This is a genomic window from Pedococcus ginsenosidimutans (genome assembly GCF_039544395.1).
Taxonomy (GTDB): Bacteria; Actinomycetota; Actinomycetes; order Actinomycetales; family Dermatophilaceae; genus Pedococcus; species Pedococcus ginsenosidimutans.
In genome coordinates, this window is sequence record NZ_BAABLO010000011.1 from 130,148 (window position 1) to 150,563 (window position 20,416).

Below are 20,416 nucleotides of genomic sequence, written 5' to 3' on the forward strand. Positions count from 1 at the left end.
ACCGCGGTGGTCGGCATCGACCTCAACGCCGACCTCGCCGAGTCCTACGGCCGCTGGGAGCTCGGCGACGACCTCGCCATGCTGGAGGTGGTCACCAGCGCCAACGTGGCCTGCGGCTTCCACGCCGGCGACCCGACCACCCTGCTCCGGGTGTGCCGCGCCGCCGCGGCCGCCGGTGTCAGGGTCGGTGCACAGGTCGGCTACCACGACCTCGCCGGCTTCGGGCGACGCTTCATCGACATCGACCCCGACGACCTCACCGCCGAGATCGTCTACCAGGTGGGCGCGCTCGACGCGCTGGCTCGCGCGGCCGGCACGAGTGTCGGCTACGTCAAGCCCCACGGCGCCCTCTACAACGCCGTCGTCAGCCACGAGCGCCAGGCGGCCGCGGTGGTCGAGGCGGTCTGCCTCGTCGACCCCACCCTGCCCCTCGTCGGCCTCCCCCACGCACTCTCGCTGCGCCTGGCCGAGGCCGCCGGCGTGCCCACGGTCACCGAGGCGTTCGCCGACCGGGCCTACCGGCCCGACGGCACGCTGCTGCCACGCTCCGAGCCCGGTGCGGTGCTCCACGACCCGGAGGCGGTGGCGGCGCGGGTGGTCGAGCTTGTCCTCGAGGGCTCGTTGACCGCCGCGGACGGCAGCCGCGTCGAGGTACGGGCGGACTCGGTCTGCGTCCACGGCGACTCCCCCGGCGCGGTGGCCATGGCGACTGCCGTCCGCCGGGCCCTGGAGTCCGCGGGGGTGGACGTCCGGCCCTTCGTGGCGCCGCGCGAGGGCTGATGTCCGGGCGACTGCTTCCGTACGGCGAGCGAGCTGTCGTCGTCGAGCTCGACGACCTCGCGTCGACACTGGCCCTGCACGCGCTGCTCGCCCACGAGGCGCTCGAGGGTCTGGCCGACGCCGTCCCCGGGGCTCGCTCGGTGGTCCTGGTGGCCGAGTCCCCGCAGTCGCTCCCGGCCGTGCGCGAGGCCGCCCAACGTGCCCTCGCCCTGCTCGCCGGGGCCCGGCCGGGCACGTCGGGAGACCGCCGGACGGACGGCGTCACAGCACAGGGTGAGACCGCGGACACCGTTGCCGCACAACATCCTTCGCCCTCCGAGCCCGCGGAGGTCGACGACGGCGGGGTCGTCGAGGTGCCGGTGCACTACGACGGCGACGACCTCGAGGACGTGGCGACCCTCACCGGGCTCACCCCCGACGAGGTCGTGGGTGCGCACACGGGCCGGGCCTGGAGGGTGGGGTTCGTGGGGTTCGCCCCCGGCTTCGCGTACCTCGTCGACGGCGACCCACGGCTGCGCGTACCCCGACGGTCGAGCCCTCGTCCCCGCGTGCCCGCCGGAGCCGTGGGCCTCGCCGACGAGTACAGCGGCGTCTACCCCCGACCCTCCCCCGGTGGCTGGCAGCTCCTCGGGCACACCGACGTGGCGCTCTGGGACCTCGACCGCGACCCACCCGCCCTCCTGCGACCGGGTCTTCGGGTGTGCTTCACCGACGCCGCCCGCACCACCGGCCCCTCGTACGGCGTGGCGGCAGCGGAGCGCTCGCCGGTGCGCCTTCGTGAGGTCCCCCGCTCCGAGGGTGACGCCCCTTGGCTGGAGGTCGTCGACCCGGGCCTGCTGTCCCTCGTGCAGGACGCCGGCCGGCCCGGCCTCGCCGCGCTCGGTGTCGGTCCCTCGGGCGCCGCCGACCGGGCTGCCTTCGCCCTCGGCGCACGGCTGGTCGGGCAGACGCCGGCCGAGGCCGCGGTCGAGGTGCTGGGGGCCGTGGTGGTGCGCGCGCACGGGAGCTTCACCGCCGTCGTGACGGGAGCACCCTGCAGCGTCCTGGTGGACGAGCAGGCGGTGCCCTGCAACGCACCCTTCCTCGTCCGCGACGGCCAGGTGCTGCGGCTCGGTCGCCCCACGGCCGGGCTGCGCTCCTACCTCACCGTCCGCGGCGGCATCGTCACCACTGCCGCCCTCGGTTCGCGCTCCCACGACACGCTCGCGGGCCTCGGACCGCCGCCCCTGCGCGCGGGCGACCGGCTGGGCGTCGGGTCCGGGCGCGGCGACCTGCTCGTCGACGTCGCGCCGGTCGCCCCGCCCATGCCCAGCGCCGTCGAGCTCGAGGCCCTTCCGGGTCCGCACCTGCACTGGCTCGCCGACGCGGGGCACGTCGGGGCGCAGACCTGGACGGTCAGCGCGGACAGCGACCGCGTGGGGCTCCGGCTCGCCGGGGCTGCGCTGGCGCGGGCGACGACCCACCACGAGGCGGAGGTGCCCAGCCAGGGGCTCGTGCGTGGCGCCGTACAGGTCCCGGCCGACGGCACCCCCGTCGTCTTCCTCGCCGATCACCCGGTGACCGGCGGCTACCCCGTGGTCGCCGTCCTCACCGAACGCGCGTCCGACCGCGCCGCGCAGCTCGTGCCCGGCCAGGAGGTGCGGCTGCGGCTCCTCGCCGCGCGGGGCCGTCCCTGACGTCGATACGCTGGCGCGGTCCGCCGCGGAGCCCCTCGGCACCCGCACGACACCGCCCCTTCCCAGGAGAGACGCATGAAGATCGCCACCACGATGGACTACGCCGCCACCCCCGAGGAGGTGTTCGCGGTGCTGTCCGACCAGGCCTTCCAGGAGGCCAAGTGCGCGGCCACCGCAGCCATCAGGTACTCGGCCGCGGTCAAGGCCAACGGGGGCGGGGCGACCATCACCACCGAGCGCATCCTCCCCGCTGACGGCCTGCCCGACTTCGCCCGGAGCATGGTCGGCGAGACCCTCAAGGTCGTCGAGACGCAGACCTGGGGCGCGCCTGCCGCCGACGGGAGCCGCAGCGGCACGGTGGAGATGTCGGTGGCCGGGGTCCCCGTCGCCCTCAACGGCACCCTGGCCCTCGCCCCCGGCGGGGCAGGCACCGTCGAGAAGCTCGACGCCGAGCTCAAGGCGAAGGTCCCGCTCATCGGCGGCAAGATCGAGAAGGCCGCTGCGCCGCCGATCGAGGAGGCCATCGACATCGAGGCGGCCACCGTCAAGGAGTGGCTCGCCCGCTGACGCCCGCTCGCCGCGCTCGACCCGCGCTCGACCCGCGCTCGACCCGCGCTCGACCCGCGTACGCGAAGGGCCCGGGATCACAACGGTCCCGGGCCCTTCGCCGTCCCGGGCAGACCTCACGCAGGAGGCGGCGCTGGCACTCAGCCCATGTGCGGGTAGCCGTGCGACTTCGGCGGGTCGAACGTCTCCTTGATCGAGCGGGCGCTGGTCCAGCGCAGGAGGTTCTGTGCAGCACCGGCCTTGTCGTTGGTGCCCGACGCGCGGCCACCACCGAACGGCTGCTGGCCCACGACGGCACCGGTCGGCTTGTCGTTGACGTAGAAGTTCCCGGCGGCGAACCGCAGCCGCTTGGTGGCGTCGGCGATGGCCACGCGGTCCTGCGCGATGATCGAGCCGGTCAGGCCGAACGGCGCGAACGACTCCATCTGGTCGAGGACCTTGTCGTACTGGCGGTCCGGGTAGACGTGCACCGACAGGATCGGGCCGAAGTACTCGGTGCGGAACGACTCGTCCGTCGGGTCGTCGATCTCGAGGACGGTCGGGCGGACGAACCAGCCCTCGCTGTCGTCGTAGGTGCCACCCGCCACGACGTCGACACCGGCCGATGCGTGGGCCCGGTCGATGGCGTCCTTGTGCTTGGCGAACGCCCGGTCGTCGATGACGGCGCCCATGAAGTTGGACAGGTCGGTCACGTCGCCCTGGGTGAGGCCGTCGGTGATCGAGACGAGGTCGGCCTTGATCTTCTTCCACAGCGAACGCGGGACGTAGGCGCGGGAGGCCGCCGAGCACTTCTGGCCCTGGAACTCGAACGCGCCGCGGATCATGGCGGTGCGGAGCACGTCCGGGTCGGCCGACGGGTGGGCGAGGATGAAGTCCTTGCCACCGGTCTCCCCGACGAGACGGGGGTAGGTGCGGTACCTCGGCAGGTTGGCGCCGACCTCCTGCCACAGGTGCTGGAAGGTCGGGGTCGAGCCGGTGAAGTGGATGCCGGCGAGGTCGGGGTCGGCGAGCGCGACCTTGGAGACGTTGAGGCCGTCGCCGGTGACGAGGTTGATGACGCCCGGCGGCATACCGGCCTCCTCGAGCAGCGCCATGGTGAGGTGCGCGGCGAACTGCTGAGTGGGGCTGGGCTTCCAGACCACCGTGTTGCCCATCAGGGCGGGCGCGGTCGGCAGGTTGCCGGCGATGGCGGTGAAGTTGAACGGCGTGATCGCGTAGACGAAGCCCTCGAGCGGGCGGTGGTCGGTGCGGTTCCAGATGCCCTTGGCGTTGAGCGGGGGCTGCTCGGCGAGGATCTGGCGGGCGAAGTGCACGTTGATGCGCCAGAAGTCGATGAGCTCGCAGGCCGCGTCGATCTCGGCCTGGTAGGCGGTCTTGCTCTGGCCGAGCATGGTGGCAGCGTTGAGGTGGGCGCGCCACGGGCCGGACAGCAGCTCGGCGGCCTTGAGCAGGATCGCGGCGCGGTCGTCGAAGGACAGCTCGCGCCAGCCGGGGGCAGCCGCCTTGGCCGCGTCGACCGCGGCCTGTGCGTCGCCGAGGGTGGCGTTGCGCATGGTGCCGAGGACCTTGCGGCGTGCGTGCGGCTGGCGGACCTCGATCTTGCGGCCGGTGCCCATGACCCGCTTGCCCGCGATGGTGTGCGGCAGGTCGATGCTCGTGCTCCCCAGCTCGGCGAGGGCCACCTCCAGCGACGCGCGCTCGGGGCTGCCGGGTGCGTAGTCGAGGACGGGTTCGTTGACGGGGGTGGGCACCTGGGTGACGGCATCCATGGCGGGGAGCTCCTCGGGTTGCTTCTTCGACGATGGTCGGACGGCGGAAGGGCGCACCTATGGTGTCACGTATGCCGAGCACCCCCCACCACGCCGACGACGCACCGCTCGCCTACCGCTGGGCAGGCCCTGCCGACCCCGCCACGCCCACGCTGGTGCTGCTGCACGGCCTCGGCGACTCCGGCGACTGCTGGCCGGACGCCGTCCGCCGGTGGTCGCCCACGCACCGCGTGGTCGGGGTGGACGCCCTGGGGCACGGCCGGTCGCCGCGGTTCTCGCCGGAGCAGCTCGGCGTACCGGACCCCATGGAGGAGATGTACGCCGCCACGGAGCGCACCGTCGCGGACGTGGTCGCCACGCACGGCGGTCCCGTCGTCCTGGTCGGGCACTCCATGGGCGGCGGCATCGCCGCGGCACTGGCTGCCCGCCGGCCCGACCTCGTGGCCGCCGCCGTCCTCGAGGACCCCGCATGGCGCGACCCCTCCGAACGCGTGCAGCCCGCCGACGTCGTCCGCGAGCGCATCGAGGACTGCCGGGCGTTCGCCACCGACCCGGCCGGCCAGCTGGCGAAGGGGCGCGCCGACAACCCCACCTGGCCCGAGTCCGAGCTCGAGCCCTGGGCACGGTCCAAGACGCAGGTCGACCTCGACTTCCTCGAGCTCGGGATCGCGAACCTGGTCGAGCCCTGGGACGACATCGCGGCGGCCGTCGCGGTCCCCACGCTGGTGCTCCTGGCCGGCCGAGGAGGACCCGTCTCACCGGCGGCACGAGCCCGGGCGGCGCAGCTCGACAACCACCACCTCGACCTGCACGTCGTCGCCGGCACCGGTCACTGCATCCGCCGCGACGACCCGGCCGCCTACCACGCGCTCGTCGACCCGTTTCTCGCCGAGCACGCCCGCTGAGTCGGGCCGCCCGGAGCACGCCCGCTGGGGCGGGTCGCCCCGAGCACGCCGGCTCAGAGCAGGCGCAGGACCTCGTCGAGCTCGGTGACGTCGTACCAGAGCAGGTCGTCCATGCCGTCGTCGCCGGCCGTCTCGTCGACGTGGAAGGAGACCACCCGGGCCAGCGGCAGCGCCTCGGCGACGACCACGCCGGAGAGCTCGTCCCCCGGCCGCGGCGAGACCCAGCTCGGGTCGACGTCGGCGGCGAGGACGACGCGCTTGCGCGCCGGGCCGCTCTGGGCACGCCCCGCTGCCGCGAACGCCTCCCCCATCGCGGCGTACTCCCACTCCTCCTCGTCGCCCGCCGGGTTGGAGCGCTCCAGCCGCTCGGTCACGGCGAAGGCAGCCAGCGGCGCCGAGGGCACCTCGCGGCTGCTCGCCAGCAGGCGGACACCCTCGGCGTCCAGGGGGAGGTAGATCCGGGTCTGGGTCATCCCACGTCCTCATTGGGTCTTCCGACGTCTTCGAAGTCGGAGCGGTCGGGCAGGGGGGCTGGGTCGTGCAGGGCCTCTGCACTCGTGCGCAGGGAGGTCTCGATGACGCGCGGGCGCCGTGTGACGTCCATGAGGTTGGACCCGAACGCCTCCAGGTCCTCCTCGCCGGGCCCGAGGATGGTCACCTCGGCGCCGTCGGCGTGCACCCGTGCCAGCTCGCGCAGCGCGCGCAGGGTGACCCGGTTGCGCCACTGCCGCTCCACGCGCGTGCGCCACTGGGTCGGTGCGTCCTTGACGAAGCTCACCTGGGGGGCGAGGACGTAGACCTCGTCGAGCCCGAGTCCGACCATGAGGTCGAGGTTGGTCGACGACCAGGCGCCGCCGTCGATGTAGCGGTGCTCACCGATGCGGACCGGCTGGTACCAGCCGGGGATCGCGCACGACGCCATCACGGCCGGGGCGAGGTCGACCGTGGGCGCCCCGCTGCGACCGAACGCCACCCGGGTCCCCGTGTCGAAGTCGAGGGCCACCACCGAGATCCCGGAGCGCGGCGCCCACCCCGACGGCACCACGTGGCCGATGAGCGCGCCCACCGCCTCGATGCTGCCCCTCCCCTCGGGAAGGATGGCGGAGAGCACCGCGGTAGGGGGCAGCGAGCGCAGGTGCAACGCGTTGCGGCGCAACAGCGCTCGCGAGCCCAGGGCCATGCGCGGACGGCCGGGGCGGTCACCGCCGGTGTCCCTCTCATAGTTCCAGGAGTATCCGGCGAGGGGCCCGACGTCGATGTCGCCGACCAGCTGGTGGTGGAGCAGGTCCGCCACGGACACGCCGGCACCGAGGAGGCCTGCCAGGACGGAGCCGGCTGACGTGCCGACCACCTGGTCGAACTCACGGACGTCCACGCCCAGCTCGTCCTGCAGGGCCGACAGGGCGCCCACCATCCAGGCCGCGCCGAGCACGCCCCCACCGCCGAGCACCAGGCCTCGGCGAGGGGCGGCGGAGCGACCTGCGTGGCTCATCTCGACGGCGACCGGTGGCTGTCGAGGAGCTCCGCGAGCGAGTCGACGATGCTCTGGCCGAGGACGTCGACGTCGGGCATGGAGTCGCGGTCGCCGTTGAGGCCGTAGTAGACGCCGCCGTCGTAGGACGTCAGCCCGATCGACAGCGCCTGCCCCCGGGCGAGCGGCATGACGGGATAGGTCGACAGCATCCGGGCGTCGCCGGCGTACAGGGTGTGCTGGGGGCCGGGCACGTTGGTGATGACGACGTTGAACAGCCGTCGTGAGACGGCCGAGCCGAGCCGCGCCCCGAGGGAGTGCAGCGTCGGCGGGGCGAAGCCGGCCAGGCCGGCGAGCGACTCCGCGCCGACCGCCTGCCCGCCCTCCATCTGCTGGCGCATCGCGAACGCGATCTGGTGCAGGCGCATCGAGGGCCCCGGCTCCCCCACGGGCAGGTCGACGAAGCAGGCGGTGAGGCGGCTGCCGACGTACCGCGCCTCCGCGTCGTACACGCTCACCGGCACCATGGCGCGCACGGTCGTCCCGGAGTGCACCGCCTCCCCGCGGGTGAGCAGCCACGAGCGGAACGCCCCCGAGATCGTCGCGAGGACCACGTCGTTGATGCTGACGTCGTCGGCGTAGCTGCCCCGGGCCAGCCTGCTGCGGACCTTGCGGTAGTCCTCGAGGTCGGTGCCGATCATGACGTAGCGGCGCGCCTCGCCGACGTGGGCGTTGAGCGGTGAGTGCGGGGCCGGTCGGGCAGCCGTGCGGGCCAGCGTCGACACGACGTCACCGGCGGCCGACAGGGCACGGTTGCCGACAGCCTTCACGTCGACGATGCCGCCGCGGATGTTCTCCACGATCTCGCTGGGACGCCTCACCGCGTCCACGAGGGCCCCGGTGAGCAGCTCGACGTCGCTGGGCTCCCGCGAGGGGCGCCACGTGTCGGTGACGAGCCCCTCGGCCGCGGGGTCGCCGTCGACGATGACGTGGGCGATGTCGACGGCGTTGATCCCGTCGACGAGCGCCTGGTGCGACTTGGTGACGATCGCGAACCGGCCCTGCTCGAGGCCCTCGACGAGGTAGACCTCCCACAGCGGGCGGTTGCGGTCGAGGGCGCGCGGCTGGATCCGCGCGACGAACTCCTGCAGCTGCTCGTCGGTCCCCGGCCTCGGCAGCGCCGAGCGGCGCACGTGGTAGGTGACGTCGAAGTTCTCGTCGTCGACCCACACCGGGTTGGCCAGCCGGCCGGGGATCTGCCGGATCCGCTGCCGGTAGCGCGGCACGAACGCGATCCGGGTCGAGATGAGCTGCACCAGCCGGTCGTAGTCGAAGCCCTCCGCCGGGGGGTCGAACACCATCACGGAGCCGACGTGCATCGGCGTGGTCGCCTCCTCGAGGTAGAGGAACGACGCGTCGAGGGAGCTCAGGCGGTCCGGCACCCCCACATCGTGGCAGAACCCGCTGTCTAGACTTCGATTCGTGACGAAGATGACGCCGCGCACGACGATTCCGTATGCCGCCGGGCTGGTGCTCGCCCTCGGCCTGACCGCCTGCGGTGGCGACGACCCCGCGGTCTCGGGGTCCACCACGTCGAGCTCGTCCTTGTCTCCGTCGCCTGCCTCCTCGTCGTCGTCCGGATCGTCGTCGTCGTCCAGCTCCACCAGCCCGGCACCGCAGGGTCGCACCCTCCGCATCACCATCACGGGCAAGAAGGTCTCCCCGGCGCCCAGCACCGTCGACCTCGCCGTCGGCGAGAAGCTCACGCTCGTCGTCACCAGCGACCACGACGACGAGCTGCACCTGCACGGCTTCGACGTCGAGGACAAGCTCAAGGCGGGTGCGCCGACGACCGTGACCGTGACCGGGAAGGACCCGGGCGTCTTCGAGGTCGAGACCCACGAACCGCCCCTGCGGCTGCTCAAGATCGCCGTCCGGTGAGCGTCGCGGTCGCCGGCCCCCTCGCGATGGTGCCGACGCACGGTGTGGGCTCCCGTGAGGACCTGCCCCTGCCGTTCAACCTGTTGCTCATCGGGGCCGGCCTGGCCCTCGTCGTGTCGTTCGTCGCCCTCGGCGCCCTGTGGAAGCAACCGCGGCTGCACCGTGAGGACGGCCGCCTCCTGCCGATCATGCTGTCGCTGGCCCTCGACTCGGCCCCGGTGCGAGCCGTCTTCGTCGTCCTCTCGCTGGTCATCACGGGCTGGACCCTGGCCGCCCTCGTCGCGGGTGCGGACACGGCGAACAACCCGGTGCCGAGCGTCGTCTACGTCTGGCTCTGGGTGGGCCTCGCCTTCTCCTCCATGCTGTTCGGCGGCTACTGGAGGCTCGTCAACCCCGTGCGCTGGCTGCGCCGCGGCCTGCTCGCCGTGGGGAGGATCGAGGAGGACTTCGCGCTCGCCGAGTACCGGCTCGGCTACTGGCCGGCTGCCCTCGGACTGCTCGCGTTCGCCTGGCTCGAGCTCGTCGCGCCCGACAACGCCGACCTGTTCACCATGCGCGTCGCGATCTTCGGCTACCTCCTGGTCAGCCTCGTCCTGGGGCTGGCCTTCGGGCCCGCCTACCTGCGCACCGGCGACCCCTTCACCGCCTGGTCCTCGCTCTACGGCACGCTCAGCCCGCTCGGCCGGCGCGCCGACGGCCGCTGGGTGCTGCGCACACCGCTCCACGGCCCCCTGATGGTCGACGCCCAGCCGGGCCTGCTGGCGGTGACCTCGGTGATGCTCGGGACCACCGCCTACGACGGGTTCTCCGGCGAGACCCGCTGGTACTCGTTCGTGCAGTCCTCCAGCCTCCCGGCCGCCGTCTGGGAGACAGCCGCCCTGGTCACCTTCTGCCTCGTGGTGGCCGGCTCGCTCGCGCTGGCCGCGGTGCTCTCCGCCCGGCTCGCCGGGGTGTCCCCGCGCGGGGTGGCGAGCGCCTTCGCCCCCTCGCTGCTCCCCATCGCGGCCGGGTACCTCATCGCCCACTACTGGTCGCTCTGGGTCTGGGAGGGCACCCACGGGCTGGCGAAGATGTCCGACCCCCTCGGCACCGGGGCGAACCTCCTCGGCACCGCCGGCCTCAACGCCCCCGAGGCGCTCATCGCCCCCGGCTTCGTGGCAGGGGTCCAGGTCGTGTCGATCATCACCGGGCACGTGCTCGGTGTCGTCCTGGCCCACGAGCGTGCGGTCGCGCTCTTCCCACGGCGGGCTGCGGTCCTCGGGCAGCTGCCGCTGCTCGCACTCATGGTCGTCTACACCGTGGGCGGGCTGACGCTCCTGTTCAGCTCCTGACCCCGGACGGGGCTGGTGGCGCCTTCGCCCGCGCCCTCCCGTCGCCCCGGGTCAGCGCCGGCGGCGACGCCGGTAGCGCGGCTCGACCGCGGCATACGCCTCGGTGAGCCCGACGAAGGCTCGTCGCAGCTCGCTCGCCGGGGCGTACTCCGCCAGCGACTTCCCCGCGAACATCGCCGCGTCGAGGGTGGCCTGGTCCCACGGCAGGTAGCTGAGCTCGTCCATCCCCGCGAACCGGCCCAGCGCGTCGGCGATGCGCCGCTCGGGCCGGGAGCCGACGGCCGAGGCGCGGACCTTGTTGACGACGACGCGACGGGACGACGGTGACGGGACGGAGCCGAGGTCCTGCACGGCCCTGACCAGCCGCTGCAGGCCGATGGGGTCACCGGCCCCCACGACGAGCAGGTCGTCCGCGGACTCCAGGGCGACCAGGGTGGCCGCGTTGCGCCGCGGCGCGAGCGTGTCGTAGGAGAGCTCCTCGTCGTCCTCCACGCAGAAGCCGCAGTCGACGACGACGTAGGCGCCGAGCTGCCGCGCGACCTCGAGCACCTGGGCCACGGACGCGGCCCGCAGCTCGGTCCAGCGGTCGGCTCGCGGGATGCCGGTGAGGACCCGCAGGTCGGGGCTGACCTCCGGCGCCAGCCGGGCCAGGGCCAGCAGGTCGAAGGTCCCCTGGTCCGCCGCGCGGCAGGCAGCGGCCATGCCGGGCGCCTCGTCGAGCAGGCCCAGCGCCTGGGCGACGGAGGAGCCGTAGGTGTCGCAGTCGACCAGCAGCGTCGGGCCGTGGACGGCGAGCTCGGCGGCGAGGTTGAGCGCGACGGTGCTGCGCCCCGGGGCCCCGGCCGGGCCCCACACGGCGATCACCCTGCCCGGCGCAGCGGGTGGCGCGGCCAGCACGTCCAGGTCCTCGGGGTCTGCCTCGCTGCCGTGCGCGCCGCCGTCCGCCTGGGCACCGCCCCCCGTCGGCGCGGCCAGCGAACGCCTCTCGCGGACCAGGCCGTCGAGCAGGTCCTCGAGGTCCGGCGCGGGGATGTCGGTGCGGACCACGACGTCAAGGCCCAGCTGCCTCAGCCGACGCTCGCCGAGCTCGTCACCCGGCTCGGTCACGCCACCGACCACCACACCGTGGCTGGCCAGCTCGTGCAGCGCGCTGCGGTCCAGGGAGCGCAGGTCCGGCGAGACGAGCGCCACCTCGCCGAGCCCGGCAGCAGCGGCGGCCAGCAGGTCGGGCAGGTCGGCGCACCGGCGGGCCACCGTGTAGTCGGCCGTCGCCCCGAGGGCGGTGACGAGGTCGGACTCCCCCGGCCCGGTCAGCGCCGTGACGACCGGACGGCTCACTGGTCGCCCTCGCTGGTGCCACCCGGCACCGCCACGAGGGTCACGCGGGCTCCTGCGTCCACCTGCCCGATGATCTCCCGGATCCGGGACGAGGGCGCCATCACCTGCACAGGGCGGTCTCCGCCTGCGCCGCCGGACAGGCCGCCGCTGGTCCTGGGCAGCCCGGCGACCGAGACACCCGTCAGGGCGAGCTCGGGACCGGTGAACTTCGCGGCACCGGTCGCGGACGGGTCGGTGGGGTTGACGTACACGTCGACCCGGCTGCCCACGGTGAGGGCGGCGACCGAGCCGGCGTCGACGGACAGCACCAGTGGCTGCACGCCGACCTGCTCGCGGGTGCCGACAGCGACCCGCGGGACCAGCTCGCCCTCGCCCACCTCCCGGACCACGAAGCGCCCGGGGGCCAGGCCCGTGCCCACGGGGAGGTAGCGGCTCGCCCTCGACCCCAGCTGCACGTCGACGCGCACGAGGTCGTCGTCGGTCAGGGGCTTGCCGGGCACGAGCGGGCCGCGGGCGGCCCACACCGGCGTGCGGTCGTCGGCGGACGACACCACCACGGAGCCGAGGGCCACCGATGCGAGGACGAGCACCAGCCCCACCACCAGCCTCGCGTCCCTCCACCCGGGCTTCTGCAGTCGTCGGGCACTGGGCACCGGCAGGTCACTCACGTCGTCGTCCCCCTACGGCATGGTTTGCCCGGCTTTGCACAGCCGGCCGGGCCATCATGGCGCACGGTGCAGGGTGGACGTCCAGCGAATCCACAGGTTCGGGGTCATCCACAGGTGCCGGACGCCAACTCCCCCGAACGGCTGACAATGAGAGACTTTGGCGATCCACCGGACGCTGACGCACCGTCATGGTAAAAATTTGGTCAAGGAAGACCAAGGTTCCGTCAAGAGCAGTCGATGGTAGGGAAAGACAAGGGGGCCCATCATGGCCAAGCGGTTCATCCAGCTGTCCGAAGTGTCCGAGATCCTCGACATCTCCTCGGCCCAGGCGTACGCCCTGGTCCGCTCAGGGGAGCTGCCTGCCATCAAGGTCGGCGGGCGGGGCCAGTGGCGCGTCGAGGTCGCCGAGCTCGAGAGCTACATCCAGCGGATGTACTCCGAGACCAAGACCTTCGTCGCAGCCCACCCCTTCGGCCAGGGCACCGACTGACCGAGCCCCTCCAGGGGCCCGTCGGCGGGCGCTCGGAGCGCCCCTGCACGGTCAGGCGGCCCCGACCACCACGACGGCGGCGAACGGGACGAGCCGGCGGCCGGTGACGTTCTCGGGGCGACGCGGCAGGTCGGCGGCGTGCTCCGACAGGTCCAACACATCGCGGCCGACACCGTCGATCGTGCCCGTGGCCCTGGCGCCGGAGTGGTCGGTCACCGTCACGACCGCGCGGTCACGGCTCAGGCCCCGAAGGGCGTAGCCGAGACCGAAGGCGCGGCCCATCTGCGAGCCGCCCACCCGGGAGCTCAGGCCCGTGACGGAGGCCATGCCGCCGAACGGCACGAGCGACATCCGCGAGCCGTCCCCGGCCAGGAGCACCCAACCGTCTCCGACGTCGGCGACGCGCCCGGTGAGCGTCGTCCCCGTTCGCAGCACGACGCCGACGGGCATGCCCCCGGAGGCGCACAGCCGCTCGTACAGACCGAGTGCCGCCCGCTCCCGCCGCGTCCGGTCGGCGACCTCGGCGTCGAGCTCGCGACGCACCTCCGCGTCCCACTGCGCCGAGAGGTCCCCGAACAGCTCGTCCCACCGCATCGTCGATCCCCCTTTGTCGCCATGTCACCCCGCTGCCCCGCACCCGCCCCCGCGGTCGCGTCCACCCCGGGCAGCCGACTGCCGACCGACTCTAGCGGCGACCCATTGCCTCCGCGAACAGACCTTGATACGTTCAATCGAACGTAAACGAAGGCAAACGCATACATCGGGGGTTGACGATGAGGGGACAGACCGGCGGACATTACGACCGCCATGAGAACTTCCAGGACTTCCAGGACCTCCAGGGCTTCCAGGACCTCAAGGCTGATCAGGGCCCTTCGCAGCGTCGGGTGGCAGCTGGGGCGCTGGTGGTCGCTGCCGCCACCACGGGCACGCAGGCCGGCCTGCTGGCCGCCGTCCGGTGGGGGTGGGGCGCGGTGTCCGCGCCCGGTCCGGCCACGCTCGACGAGGTGGTCGGGCTCGCCGCAGCGGTCACCGCGTGCGCGCTCGTCCTGTGGTGGGGGCTCGGCATGCTCGTCGCGGTGGGTTCCCACCTGCCGGGACGGGTGGGAGCCCGGTGCCGGGGCCTCGCCCTGCGGGCCGCACCGGCGATGACCCGCCGCGTGGCCGCTGCCCTCGTGGGCGTGGCGGTCGGTGGGGCCCTCGTCCCCGGTGCGGCGATGGCCGAAACCCCACCGCACCCGACGCGCGGCGCGACCTCGTCCGTCGCCGTCACCTCGTCCGTCGGGACGGCCGCCGGACCGCTCGACCACACCGGTCCCGGCTGGGTGCCCACTGCCGCGGCCACGCCCACCACGTCGCCCGCAGCCGCCCCCACGCCGACCACTGCTGTCCCCTCTCCCTCGCCCACTGGAGGTGTCGGGGAGCCGGGGTGGACACCGACCCGGCCGCTGCAGCGCCCACAGGCCCCGCTGGCGGTGCTCGGCCTGCGGCCGGCACCGCGCACTGCTGCCGACGGGGTGGTCGTGCACCGCGGCGACACCTTGTGGAGCATCGTCGCGAGCCGGCTCGGTCCCGACGCCTCCGACGCCGAGGTCGCCGCCGCCTGGCCGGCGTGGCACGAGGCGAACCGTGCGGTCATCGGCGACGACCCGGACCTGTTGGTGCCCGGCCAGCTGCTGCGCGCCCCCGCCCACGCCGTGAGTGTCCGATGAGCTCCGCCGCCCGGCAGGTGCAGCTGCCCCGAGCGGGCACGGGTGCGTCCGCTCCCTCGACCCTGGCACCCCTGCGGATCCTGCCGACCCCGCGCCACCGGCCACCGGTCATCGCCGAGACCGACGACGACTGGCGCACCCCGGCGACCACCGGGCCCCGGTACGTGCAGGACGCCCTCGCCGTCGACTTCAGCCTGCGCACGGATGAGGAGATCTTCGGCGAGCAGCCCACCCGGCGCGACGACCTCCCGGACCCCCGCGAGTGGGCCGGGCACCTCGCCCAGGCACTCGTCGAGGTCATGGGTGGCGTCCGTCCGGCGCCGCAGGTGCTGCGGTGGACCACACCCGAGGTCTACGCCGTCGTGGCGCGTCGCGCCGCGGTCTCGGCCCGGCGGGGGCTGCCGCCCACGCGGCGTACGGTCGTGCGCAGCCTGCGTGTGTGCGAACCGGCCGACGGGGTCGCCGAGGCCAGCGCCGTCGTGGTCGACGGCGGGCGGGTCAGGGCGCTCGCCCTGCGCCTCGTCGGCCTCGACGGCCGGTGGCGGGTCGAGGCCCTGCAGGTGGGCTGACCCGGCCGACGTGTCCGGCCCTGCGGGCCCTGCCGGTCCGGCCCCGCCGCCGGTGCCGGCTGCGCCGACCAGCGAGCACGCACACGACGACGGCGCCGCACCCGAGGGGGTGCGGCGCCGTCGTCACGCGGCCGGGCGTGCGGGCGAGGGGTCGCCCGTCACTCCTTCGCGCCGTGGCACATCTTGAACTTCTTGCCCGACCCGCACGGGCACGGGCCGTTGCGCGACGCGCCCTTGAGCTGCTCGGGGGTGAGCTCGTCGTCGACCGAGCCACCGCGCTGCTCGACCTCACCGGTCTCGCTCGGCGCCGAGTACTGCAGCTCACGGGTGCGGCGCTCCGGCTGCTCGAGGCCCTTGGCGCGGAACGTCGGCGTGCGCTCGCCGGACGGCTGCGCCTGGCCACCCGCGGGGGCGCCGACCTCCGCCGGCACGGGCTCGCCGTGGTCGTGCCCTGCGTGGTCATGGGCAGCGTGGTCGTGACCGGCGTGGTCGTGGTCGTGACCCGCGTGGTCGTCGGCCGCACCGAGGTCGGCGCCGGCGAGCATGTCGGAGACGCTCATCGGCTGGACCGCCGGGGCCTGCTCCTGCGGCTGGTCGACGTCCACCTGCACGTTGAAGAGGTAGCCGACGGACTCCTCCTTGATGGACTCGTTCATCGCCTCGAAGAGCTGGAAGCCCTCGCGCTGGTACTCCACGAGCGGGTCGCGCTGGGCCATGGCCCGCAGGCCGATGCCCTCCTGCAGGTAGTCCATCTCGTAGAGGTGCTCGCGCCACTTGCGGTCGAGCACCGACAGGACCACGCGCCGTTCGACCTCGCGCATGACCTCCTCGCCGAGCTGCTCCTCGCGAGCGTCGTACGCGTGGTGGGCGTCGGAGGTGATCTGCTCGCGCAGGACGTCGGCGGTGAGGGCCTCGCGGCCACCGACCGACTCGATGAGCTGGTCGGGAGTGATGGAGACGGGGTACAGCGTCTTCAGCGCCGTCCACAAGCGGTCGAGGTCCCAGTCGTCGGCGAAGCCCTCGGCCGTCTCGGCGTCGACGTAGCCGCCCACGACGTCGTTGATGAAGTGGCGGATCTGCTCGTGCAGGTCCTCCCCCTCGAGGACGCGGCGGCGCTCGTCGTAGATGACCGTGCGCTGGCGGTTGAGGACGTCGTCGTACTTGAGGACGTTCTTGCGGATCTCGTAGTTGCGACCCTCGACCTGGCCCTGCGCGCTCTGGATCGAGCGGCTGACCATCTTGGACTCGATCGGGACGTCGTCCTCCATCTTGGCCGTGGTCATGAACCGGTCGACCATGGCCGCGTTGAACAGGCGCATGAGGTCGTCCTGCAGCGACAGGTAGAACCGCGACTCGCCCGGGTCGCCCTGGCGCCCGGAGCGTCCGCGGAGCTGGTTGTCGATGCGGCGGGACTCGTGGCGCTCGGTGCCGAGGACGTAGAGGCCGCCGAGCTCGCTGACCTCGTCGTGCTCGGTCTGCACGGCCGCCTCGGCCTTGGCGAGCGCCTCGTCCCAGGCTGCCTCGTACTCCTCCGGGGTCTCCTCGGGGTCCAGGCCCTGCTGCTTGAGGGTGGCGACCGCCATGAACTCGGGGTTGCCGCCGAGCATGATGTCGGTACCGCGCCCTGCCATGTTGGTCGCGACGGTCACCGCGCCCTTGCGGCCGGCCTGGGCCACGATGGCGGCCTCACGCTCGTGCTGCTTGGCGTTGAGGACCTCGTGCGGGACGCCGCGGCGGCGCAGCTGGTCGGAGAGGTACTCGCTCTTCTCGACCGACACCGTGCCGACGAGGACCGGCTGGCCCTGCTCGTAGCGCTCGACGAGGTCGTCGACGACGGCCGTGAACTTCGCCTCCTCGGTCCGGTAGACCAGGTCGGGCTGGTCCTTGCGGATCATCGGGCGGTTCGTCGGGATCGGGACGACACCGAGCTTGTAGATCGAGTTCAGCTCGGCGGCCTCGGTCTGGGCCGTACCCGTCATGCCGGAGAGCTTGTCGTACATGCGGAAGTAGTTCTGCAGGGTGATCGTGGCGAGCGTCTGGTTCTCGTTCTGGATCTCGACGCCCTCCTTCGCCTCGATCGCCTGGTGCATCCCCTCGTTGTAGCGGCGCCCGGCCAGCATGCGTCCGGTGTGCTCGTCGACGATGAGGATCTCGCCATTCATGTTGACGTAGTCCTTGTCCCGCTTGAACAGCTCCTTCGCCTTGATGGCGTTGTTGAGGTAGCCGATGAGCGGGGTGTTGACGGACTCGTAGAGGTTGTCGATGCCGAGGTAGTCCTCGACCTTGGCGATGCCGGCCTCGAGGACGCCGACGGTCTTCTTCTTCTCGTCGACCTCGTAGTCGCCCTCGCCGGACTCGAGCTCACCGCGGGTGAGCCGCTGGGCGATCTTGGCGAACTCGACGTACCACTTGGTGGCGGCGTCGGCCGGGCCGCTGATGATGAGCGGCGTGCGCGCCTCGTCGATGAGGATGGAGTCGACCTCGTCGACGATCGCGAAGTTGTGGCCGCGCTGGACGAGCTCGTCCATGGACCACGCCATGTTGTCGCGCAGGTAGTCGAAGCCGAACTCGTTGTTGGTGCCGTAGGTGATGTCCTTGGCGTACTCGACCCGGCGCTCGGCGGGGGTCATCGACGCGAGGATGACGCCGGTCTCGAGGCCGAGCAGGCGGTGGACACGGCCCATGAGCTCGGACTGGTACTCGGCGAGGTAGTCGTTGACCGTCACGACGTGCACGCCCTTGCCCTCGAGGGCGTTGAGGTAGGACGGCAGCGTGGCGACGAGGGTCTTGCCCTCACCGGTCTTCATCTCCGCGACGTTGCCGAGGTGCAGGGCCGCCCCACCCATGAGCTGGACGTCGAAGTGGCGCTTGCCGAGCGTGCGCTTGGACGCCTCGCGGACCGCCGCGAAGGCCTCGGGCAGGATGTCGTCCAGGGTCTCGCCGTCGGCGAGGCGCTTGCGGAACACATCGGTCTCGGCGCGCAGCTCGGCGTCGGTGAGGCCCGCCAGGTCCTCCTCGATGGCGTTGACCTGGGCGGCGATGCCATGGAGCTTCTTGACGATGCGGCCTTCACCGGCACGCAGCAGTCGTTCGACGATCTTGGACACGCAATATCTCCCTGAAGTTTCTGATCTCCCGCTACGCCCGGACGATCGCAGCCGTCGACCTCCGGGTGGCAACGGCCCGACCTAGGCTAGTCGAGTCGGTGCGCCGCTGTGGACGCCCCGGGGCGGTGAATGGTCCCCTGTCGGCGAACGCGCCGGGGACGCGACCGGTTCCGACGGTCCAAGAGCGGCGGGGAACGGGGACCTTGGACCCTGTGGCCGGACCCGGGCGGCGCCGCATCGTGGGGGGACGGACGGCACGGGACCGCCCCTTGACGAGCCGAGGTCGAGATGGTCCGGGCAGCAGCAGTCATCGCAGCCACACCGCACGTCCTGCACTGGGGATGGTTCAGCATCGAGCTGGCCAACCTGCTGATCATCGTCGCGATGGTCGTCGTGTTCCTGCTGGCCCTCGTGGTGCCGTTCGGGCGGTCCGCCCCGGCACGCGACGACTCCGGGACCCGGAAGTGAGCACCGGCACCGCCCGGCGGGACACCACCGATCGGCCCGCGGACAGCTGGACCCGTGCCCTGCGTGAGCGCATCGAGCACACCGTCCCGCCGGGACAGGCCCTCCCCGACCGCCAGCCGGAGTACGTCTCCTCCTGGATCTACGTCTTCGGGGTGCTGACCATCGCCGCACTGGTCGTCGTCGTGGCGACCGGGTGCGCACTCGCGGTCGGTGGTGTGGGCTGGTGGCACGTGTCGTCGCTCGGGCACTTCGTCAACTCCCTGCACCTGTGGAGCGTCGAGCTCTTCTTCGGCTTCATGGTCATCCACCTGTGGGGCAAGTTCTGGATGGCGGCCTGGCGGGGCAACCGGCTGCTGACGTGGGTGACGGGGGTGGTCGCCTTCGTGACCTCCATCGGCACGGCCTTCACCGGGTACCTGTCGCAGTCCAACTTCGACGCGCAGTGGATCAGCGCCGAGGCCAAGGACGGGATCAACGCGATCGGCGTGGGCGCCTGGTTCAACGTGCTCAACCCCGGACAGATGCTCCTGTGGCACGTGGTGCTGCTCCCCCTCGCGGTCGGGGCCATCACCGTCCTGCACGTCGTGCTCGTGCGTCGGCACGGCGTGGTTCCGCCGATCGACGCGCAGGACGGTGAGTGACGTGGCCACGCACACCCCGACGAGGCCGCGGCAGACCCGCGTGCACGTCCCCGCACCCCGTACCCCGGACTCGCACTCCTTCGCCACCCGGCCCTACGACCTCGTCAAGGAGTTCGTGGTGGCCCTCGCTGTGGTGGCTCTCCTGACCGCCGCGCTCGCCGCCGTGTTCTCGTCCCCCGACGAGCGGTCCATCACGATGGCGGGGTGGGCGCAGGCCGCGCCCGCCGACGTCGTGGCCACCGCCACGTCCGAGCTGGCGGGCACGAGCGTCAGCGCCACCTACGGTCCGCCGTACAACAGCGCGTCCGAGGGCCAGAAGGTCCTCGGGATCCCGCTGCAGAAGTGGGGAGGGGTGCGGATCCCGGTGGACTCCGCGGCCCTGGTGCTCGACCCCCTGACCCGCGCTGCCACCGACGGGCCGACGAAGGCAGCCCTGGCCGCCTGGCAGGGCGCATCGACGGCGACGCGGAGCGGGTGGGCGACGGCGTACGGCGACGCGCTCGCCAAGGCGCCGGACGGCAACCCCGCCGCCGTGGCTCCCGGGAGCTACGGGCCGGTGCCCACGCTCGCCCAGTCGTTCCTCGGCGTGGCGCGCAGCGGCGGCCTGGAGGGCCAGCTCGCGGCCTCGGGCAACTTCTACGGTGGCGACCAGACCCGGACGATCCTGCTGCTCAGCGACGGGGCGTACCTCGAGGACACCGCACGGGCCCAGCAGCTCGGCGGCGACCAGTGGGGGATGATGAACGAGACGGGCAACTACCCCGGCCAGCCGTGGATGTGGCTCTACACGTTCTGGTACCAGGTCGAACCGTTCTCGTCCTCGGACAACGCCGACGCGCAGGTCTGGGGCCTGATGATGGTGCTGACGCTGGGCCTGATGTTCCTGCCGCTCATCCCCGGGTTGCGCGAAATCCCCAGGCTCGTCCCGGTGCACCGCCTCATCTGGCGCGACTACTACCGCAACCACCCGACCGCCCACCGCTGAC

Annotated in this window: 20 protein-coding genes; 12 read left to right on the forward strand and 8 right to left on the reverse strand. The window is 72.8% G+C overall.

From position 1 onward, the window contains the following. Positions 1–6 precede the first annotated feature (6 nt). From ABEA42_RS11630 to ABEA42_RS11640, 3 genes are all read left to right on the forward strand, one after another. The gene (locus ABEA42_RS11630) at positions 7–780 is read left to right on the forward strand and encodes a LamB/YcsF family protein (RefSeq protein ID WP_345504449.1); all 774 of its coding nucleotides are present in this window, start codon (positions 7–9) and stop codon (positions 778–780) included. Beyond that, on the forward strand, positions 780–2,456 hold the full coding sequence (locus ABEA42_RS11635; RefSeq protein ID WP_345503475.1) for a 5-oxoprolinase subunit B/C family protein: 1,677 nt from the start codon (positions 780–782) through the stop codon (positions 2,454–2,456). The genes ABEA42_RS11630 and ABEA42_RS11635 overlap by 1 nt, the downstream gene beginning before the upstream one ends. 75 nt (positions 2,457–2,531) lie before the next feature. Next, positions 2,532–3,023: a DUF2505 domain-containing protein gene (locus tag ABEA42_RS11640; RefSeq protein WP_345503476.1), complete on the forward strand. Its 492-nt coding sequence runs from the start codon at positions 2,532–2,534 to the stop codon at positions 3,021–3,023. 140 nt (positions 3,024–3,163) lie between these two features. Here the strand turns inward: ABEA42_RS11640 and pruA are convergent, their stop codons facing one another. Next, positions 3,164–4,792 (reverse strand): L-glutamate gamma-semialdehyde dehydrogenase, encoded by a 1,629-nt coding sequence (gene pruA / locus ABEA42_RS11645; RefSeq protein WP_345503477.1) that lies wholly within the window; start codon positions 4,790–4,792, stop codon positions 3,164–3,166. Positions 4,793–4,863: 71 nt separating this feature from the next. Here pruA and ABEA42_RS11650 point away from each other — a divergent pair, with 71 nt between their 5' ends. Further along, on the forward strand, positions 4,864–5,697 hold the full coding sequence (locus ABEA42_RS11650; protein WP_345503478.1) for an alpha/beta fold hydrolase: 834 nt from the start codon (positions 4,864–4,866) through the stop codon (positions 5,695–5,697). A 53-nt stretch (positions 5,698–5,750) separates the two neighbouring features. On the opposite strand, the gene ABEA42_RS11655 is transcribed toward ABEA42_RS11650, so the two are convergent. From ABEA42_RS11655 to ABEA42_RS11665, 3 genes are read right to left on the reverse strand one after another with little or no spacing between them, the layout of a single operon-like run. Next, positions 5,751–6,170 (reverse strand): DUF6912 family protein, encoded by a 420-nt coding sequence (locus tag ABEA42_RS11655; RefSeq protein WP_345503479.1) that lies wholly within the window; start codon positions 6,168–6,170, stop codon positions 5,751–5,753. Next, entirely contained in the window at positions 6,167–7,189 is a 1,023-nt protein-coding gene (locus tag ABEA42_RS11660) for a patatin-like phospholipase family protein (protein WP_345503480.1), read from the reverse strand. The genes ABEA42_RS11655 and ABEA42_RS11660 overlap by 4 nt, the downstream gene beginning before the upstream one ends. After that, positions 7,186–8,610, reverse strand: a complete 1,425-nt coding sequence (locus tag ABEA42_RS11665; protein WP_345503481.1) for a WS/DGAT/MGAT family O-acyltransferase — start codon at positions 8,608–8,610, stop codon at positions 7,186–7,188. Before ABEA42_RS11665 ends, ABEA42_RS11660 begins: the two co-directional genes overlap by 4 nt. 49 nt (positions 8,611–8,659) lie before the next feature. Between ABEA42_RS11665 and ABEA42_RS11670 the strand changes: the two genes are divergently transcribed. Then, the gene (locus ABEA42_RS11670) at positions 8,660–9,109 is read left to right on the forward strand and encodes a hypothetical protein (RefSeq protein ID WP_345504451.1); all 450 of its coding nucleotides are present in this window, start codon (positions 8,660–8,662) and stop codon (positions 9,107–9,109) included. Then, on the forward strand, positions 9,106–10,440 hold the full coding sequence (locus ABEA42_RS11675) for a hypothetical protein (protein ID WP_345503482.1): 1,335 nt from the start codon (positions 9,106–9,108) through the stop codon (positions 10,438–10,440). Before ABEA42_RS11670 ends, ABEA42_RS11675 begins: the two co-directional genes overlap by 4 nt. Positions 10,441–10,491: 51 nt before the next feature. Here ABEA42_RS11675 and ABEA42_RS11680 read toward each other — a convergent pair whose 3' ends face one another. Both ABEA42_RS11680 and ABEA42_RS11685 read right to left on the reverse strand, forming a co-directional pair. Then, the gene (locus tag ABEA42_RS11680) at positions 10,492–11,778 is read right to left on the reverse strand and encodes an AAA family ATPase (protein ID WP_345503484.1); all 1,287 of its coding nucleotides are present in this window, start codon (positions 11,776–11,778) and stop codon (positions 10,492–10,494) included. After that, positions 11,775–12,446 carry a CpaB family protein gene (locus ABEA42_RS11685; protein ID WP_345503485.1) on the reverse strand — a complete coding sequence of 224 codons (672 nt, stop codon included), beginning with the start codon at positions 12,444–12,446 and terminating at the stop codon, positions 11,775–11,777. The genes ABEA42_RS11680 and ABEA42_RS11685 overlap by 4 nt, the downstream gene beginning before the upstream one ends. A 265-nt stretch (positions 12,447–12,711) precedes the next feature. Between ABEA42_RS11685 and ABEA42_RS11690 the strand changes: the two genes are divergently transcribed. Next, complete coding sequence (locus tag ABEA42_RS11690) at positions 12,712–12,936, forward strand: helix-turn-helix domain-containing protein (RefSeq protein ID WP_345503486.1); 225 nt, start codon at positions 12,712–12,714, stop codon at positions 12,934–12,936. Positions 12,937–12,987: 51 nt separating this feature from the next. Here ABEA42_RS11690 and ABEA42_RS11695 read toward each other — a convergent pair whose 3' ends face one another. After that, positions 12,988–13,530: a hypothetical protein gene (locus ABEA42_RS11695; protein WP_345503488.1), complete on the reverse strand. Its 543-nt coding sequence runs from the start codon at positions 13,528–13,530 to the stop codon at positions 12,988–12,990. 179 nt (positions 13,531–13,709) lie between these two features. Here ABEA42_RS11695 and ABEA42_RS11700 point away from each other — a divergent pair, with 179 nt between their 5' ends. Together ABEA42_RS11700 and ABEA42_RS11705 are read left to right on the forward strand one after the other, a co-directional pair. After that, complete coding sequence (locus ABEA42_RS11700) at positions 13,710–14,645, forward strand: LysM peptidoglycan-binding domain-containing protein (protein WP_345503490.1); 936 nt, start codon at positions 13,710–13,712, stop codon at positions 14,643–14,645. Then, on the forward strand, positions 14,642–15,214 hold the full coding sequence (locus ABEA42_RS11705; RefSeq protein ID WP_345503492.1) for an Rv3235 family protein: 573 nt from the start codon (positions 14,642–14,644) through the stop codon (positions 15,212–15,214). The genes ABEA42_RS11700 and ABEA42_RS11705 overlap by 4 nt, the downstream gene beginning before the upstream one ends. A gap of 158 nt (positions 15,215–15,372) precedes the next feature. On the opposite strand, the gene secA is transcribed toward ABEA42_RS11705, so the two are convergent. After that, the gene (secA, locus tag ABEA42_RS11710; RefSeq protein ID WP_345503494.1) at positions 15,373–18,321 is read right to left on the reverse strand and encodes a preprotein translocase subunit SecA; all 2,949 of its coding nucleotides are present in this window, start codon (positions 18,319–18,321) and stop codon (positions 15,373–15,375) included. A 288-nt stretch (positions 18,322–18,609) separates the two neighbouring features. Between secA and ABEA42_RS11715 the strand changes: the two genes are divergently transcribed. The 3 genes from ABEA42_RS11715 to ABEA42_RS11725 are packed head-to-tail and all read left to right on the forward strand — an operon-like array spanning position 18,610 to position 20,415. Then, positions 18,610–18,789 carry a hypothetical protein gene (locus tag ABEA42_RS11715; RefSeq protein ID WP_345503496.1) on the forward strand — a complete coding sequence of 60 codons (180 nt, stop codon included), beginning with the start codon at positions 18,610–18,612 and terminating at the stop codon, positions 18,787–18,789. Continuing rightward, complete coding sequence (locus ABEA42_RS11720) at positions 18,786–19,430, forward strand: cytochrome b N-terminal domain-containing protein (RefSeq protein ID WP_345503498.1); 645 nt, start codon at positions 18,786–18,788, stop codon at positions 19,428–19,430. Before ABEA42_RS11715 ends, ABEA42_RS11720 begins: the two co-directional genes overlap by 4 nt. A 1-nt stretch (position 19,431) precedes the next feature. After that, on the forward strand, positions 19,432–20,415 hold the full coding sequence (locus tag ABEA42_RS11725; RefSeq protein WP_345503500.1) for a hypothetical protein: 984 nt from the start codon (positions 19,432–19,434) through the stop codon (positions 20,413–20,415). Position 20,416: the final 1 nt, after the last annotated feature.

Coding starts and splice junctions, on each gene's coding strand:
- ABEA42_RS11690 (WP_345503486.1), top strand. CDS start 12,712: ATGGCCAAGCGGTTCATCCAGCTGTCCGAAGTGTCCGAGATCCTCGAC.
- ABEA42_RS11635 (WP_345503475.1), top strand. CDS start 780: ATGTCCGGGCGACTGCTTCCGTACGGCGAGCGAGCTGTCGTCGTCGAG.
- ABEA42_RS11655 (WP_345503479.1), bottom strand. CDS start 6,170: ATGACCCAGACCCGGATCTACCTCCCCCTGGACGCCGAGGGTGTCCGC.
- ABEA42_RS11695 (WP_345503488.1), bottom strand. CDS start 13,530: ATGCGGTGGGACGAGCTGTTCGGGGACCTCTCGGCGCAGTGGGACGCG.
- ABEA42_RS11650 (WP_345503478.1), top strand. CDS start 4,864: ATGCCGAGCACCCCCCACCACGCCGACGACGCACCGCTCGCCTACCGC.
- ABEA42_RS11660 (WP_345503480.1), bottom strand. CDS start 7,189: ATGAGCCACGCAGGTCGCTCCGCCGCCCCTCGCCGAGGCCTGGTGCTC.
- ABEA42_RS11705 (WP_345503492.1), top strand. CDS start 14,642: ATGAGCTCCGCCGCCCGGCAGGTGCAGCTGCCCCGAGCGGGCACGGGT.
- ABEA42_RS11700 (WP_345503490.1), top strand. CDS start 13,710: ATGAGGGGACAGACCGGCGGACATTACGACCGCCATGAGAACTTCCAG.
- ABEA42_RS11670 (WP_345504451.1), top strand. CDS start 8,660: ATGACGCCGCGCACGACGATTCCGTATGCCGCCGGGCTGGTGCTCGCC.
- ABEA42_RS11715 (WP_345503496.1), top strand. CDS start 18,610: ATGGTCCGGGCAGCAGCAGTCATCGCAGCCACACCGCACGTCCTGCAC.
- ABEA42_RS11640 (WP_345503476.1), top strand. CDS start 2,532: ATGAAGATCGCCACCACGATGGACTACGCCGCCACCCCCGAGGAGGTG.
- pruA (WP_345503477.1), bottom strand. CDS start 4,792: ATGGATGCCGTCACCCAGGTGCCCACCCCCGTCAACGAACCCGTCCTC.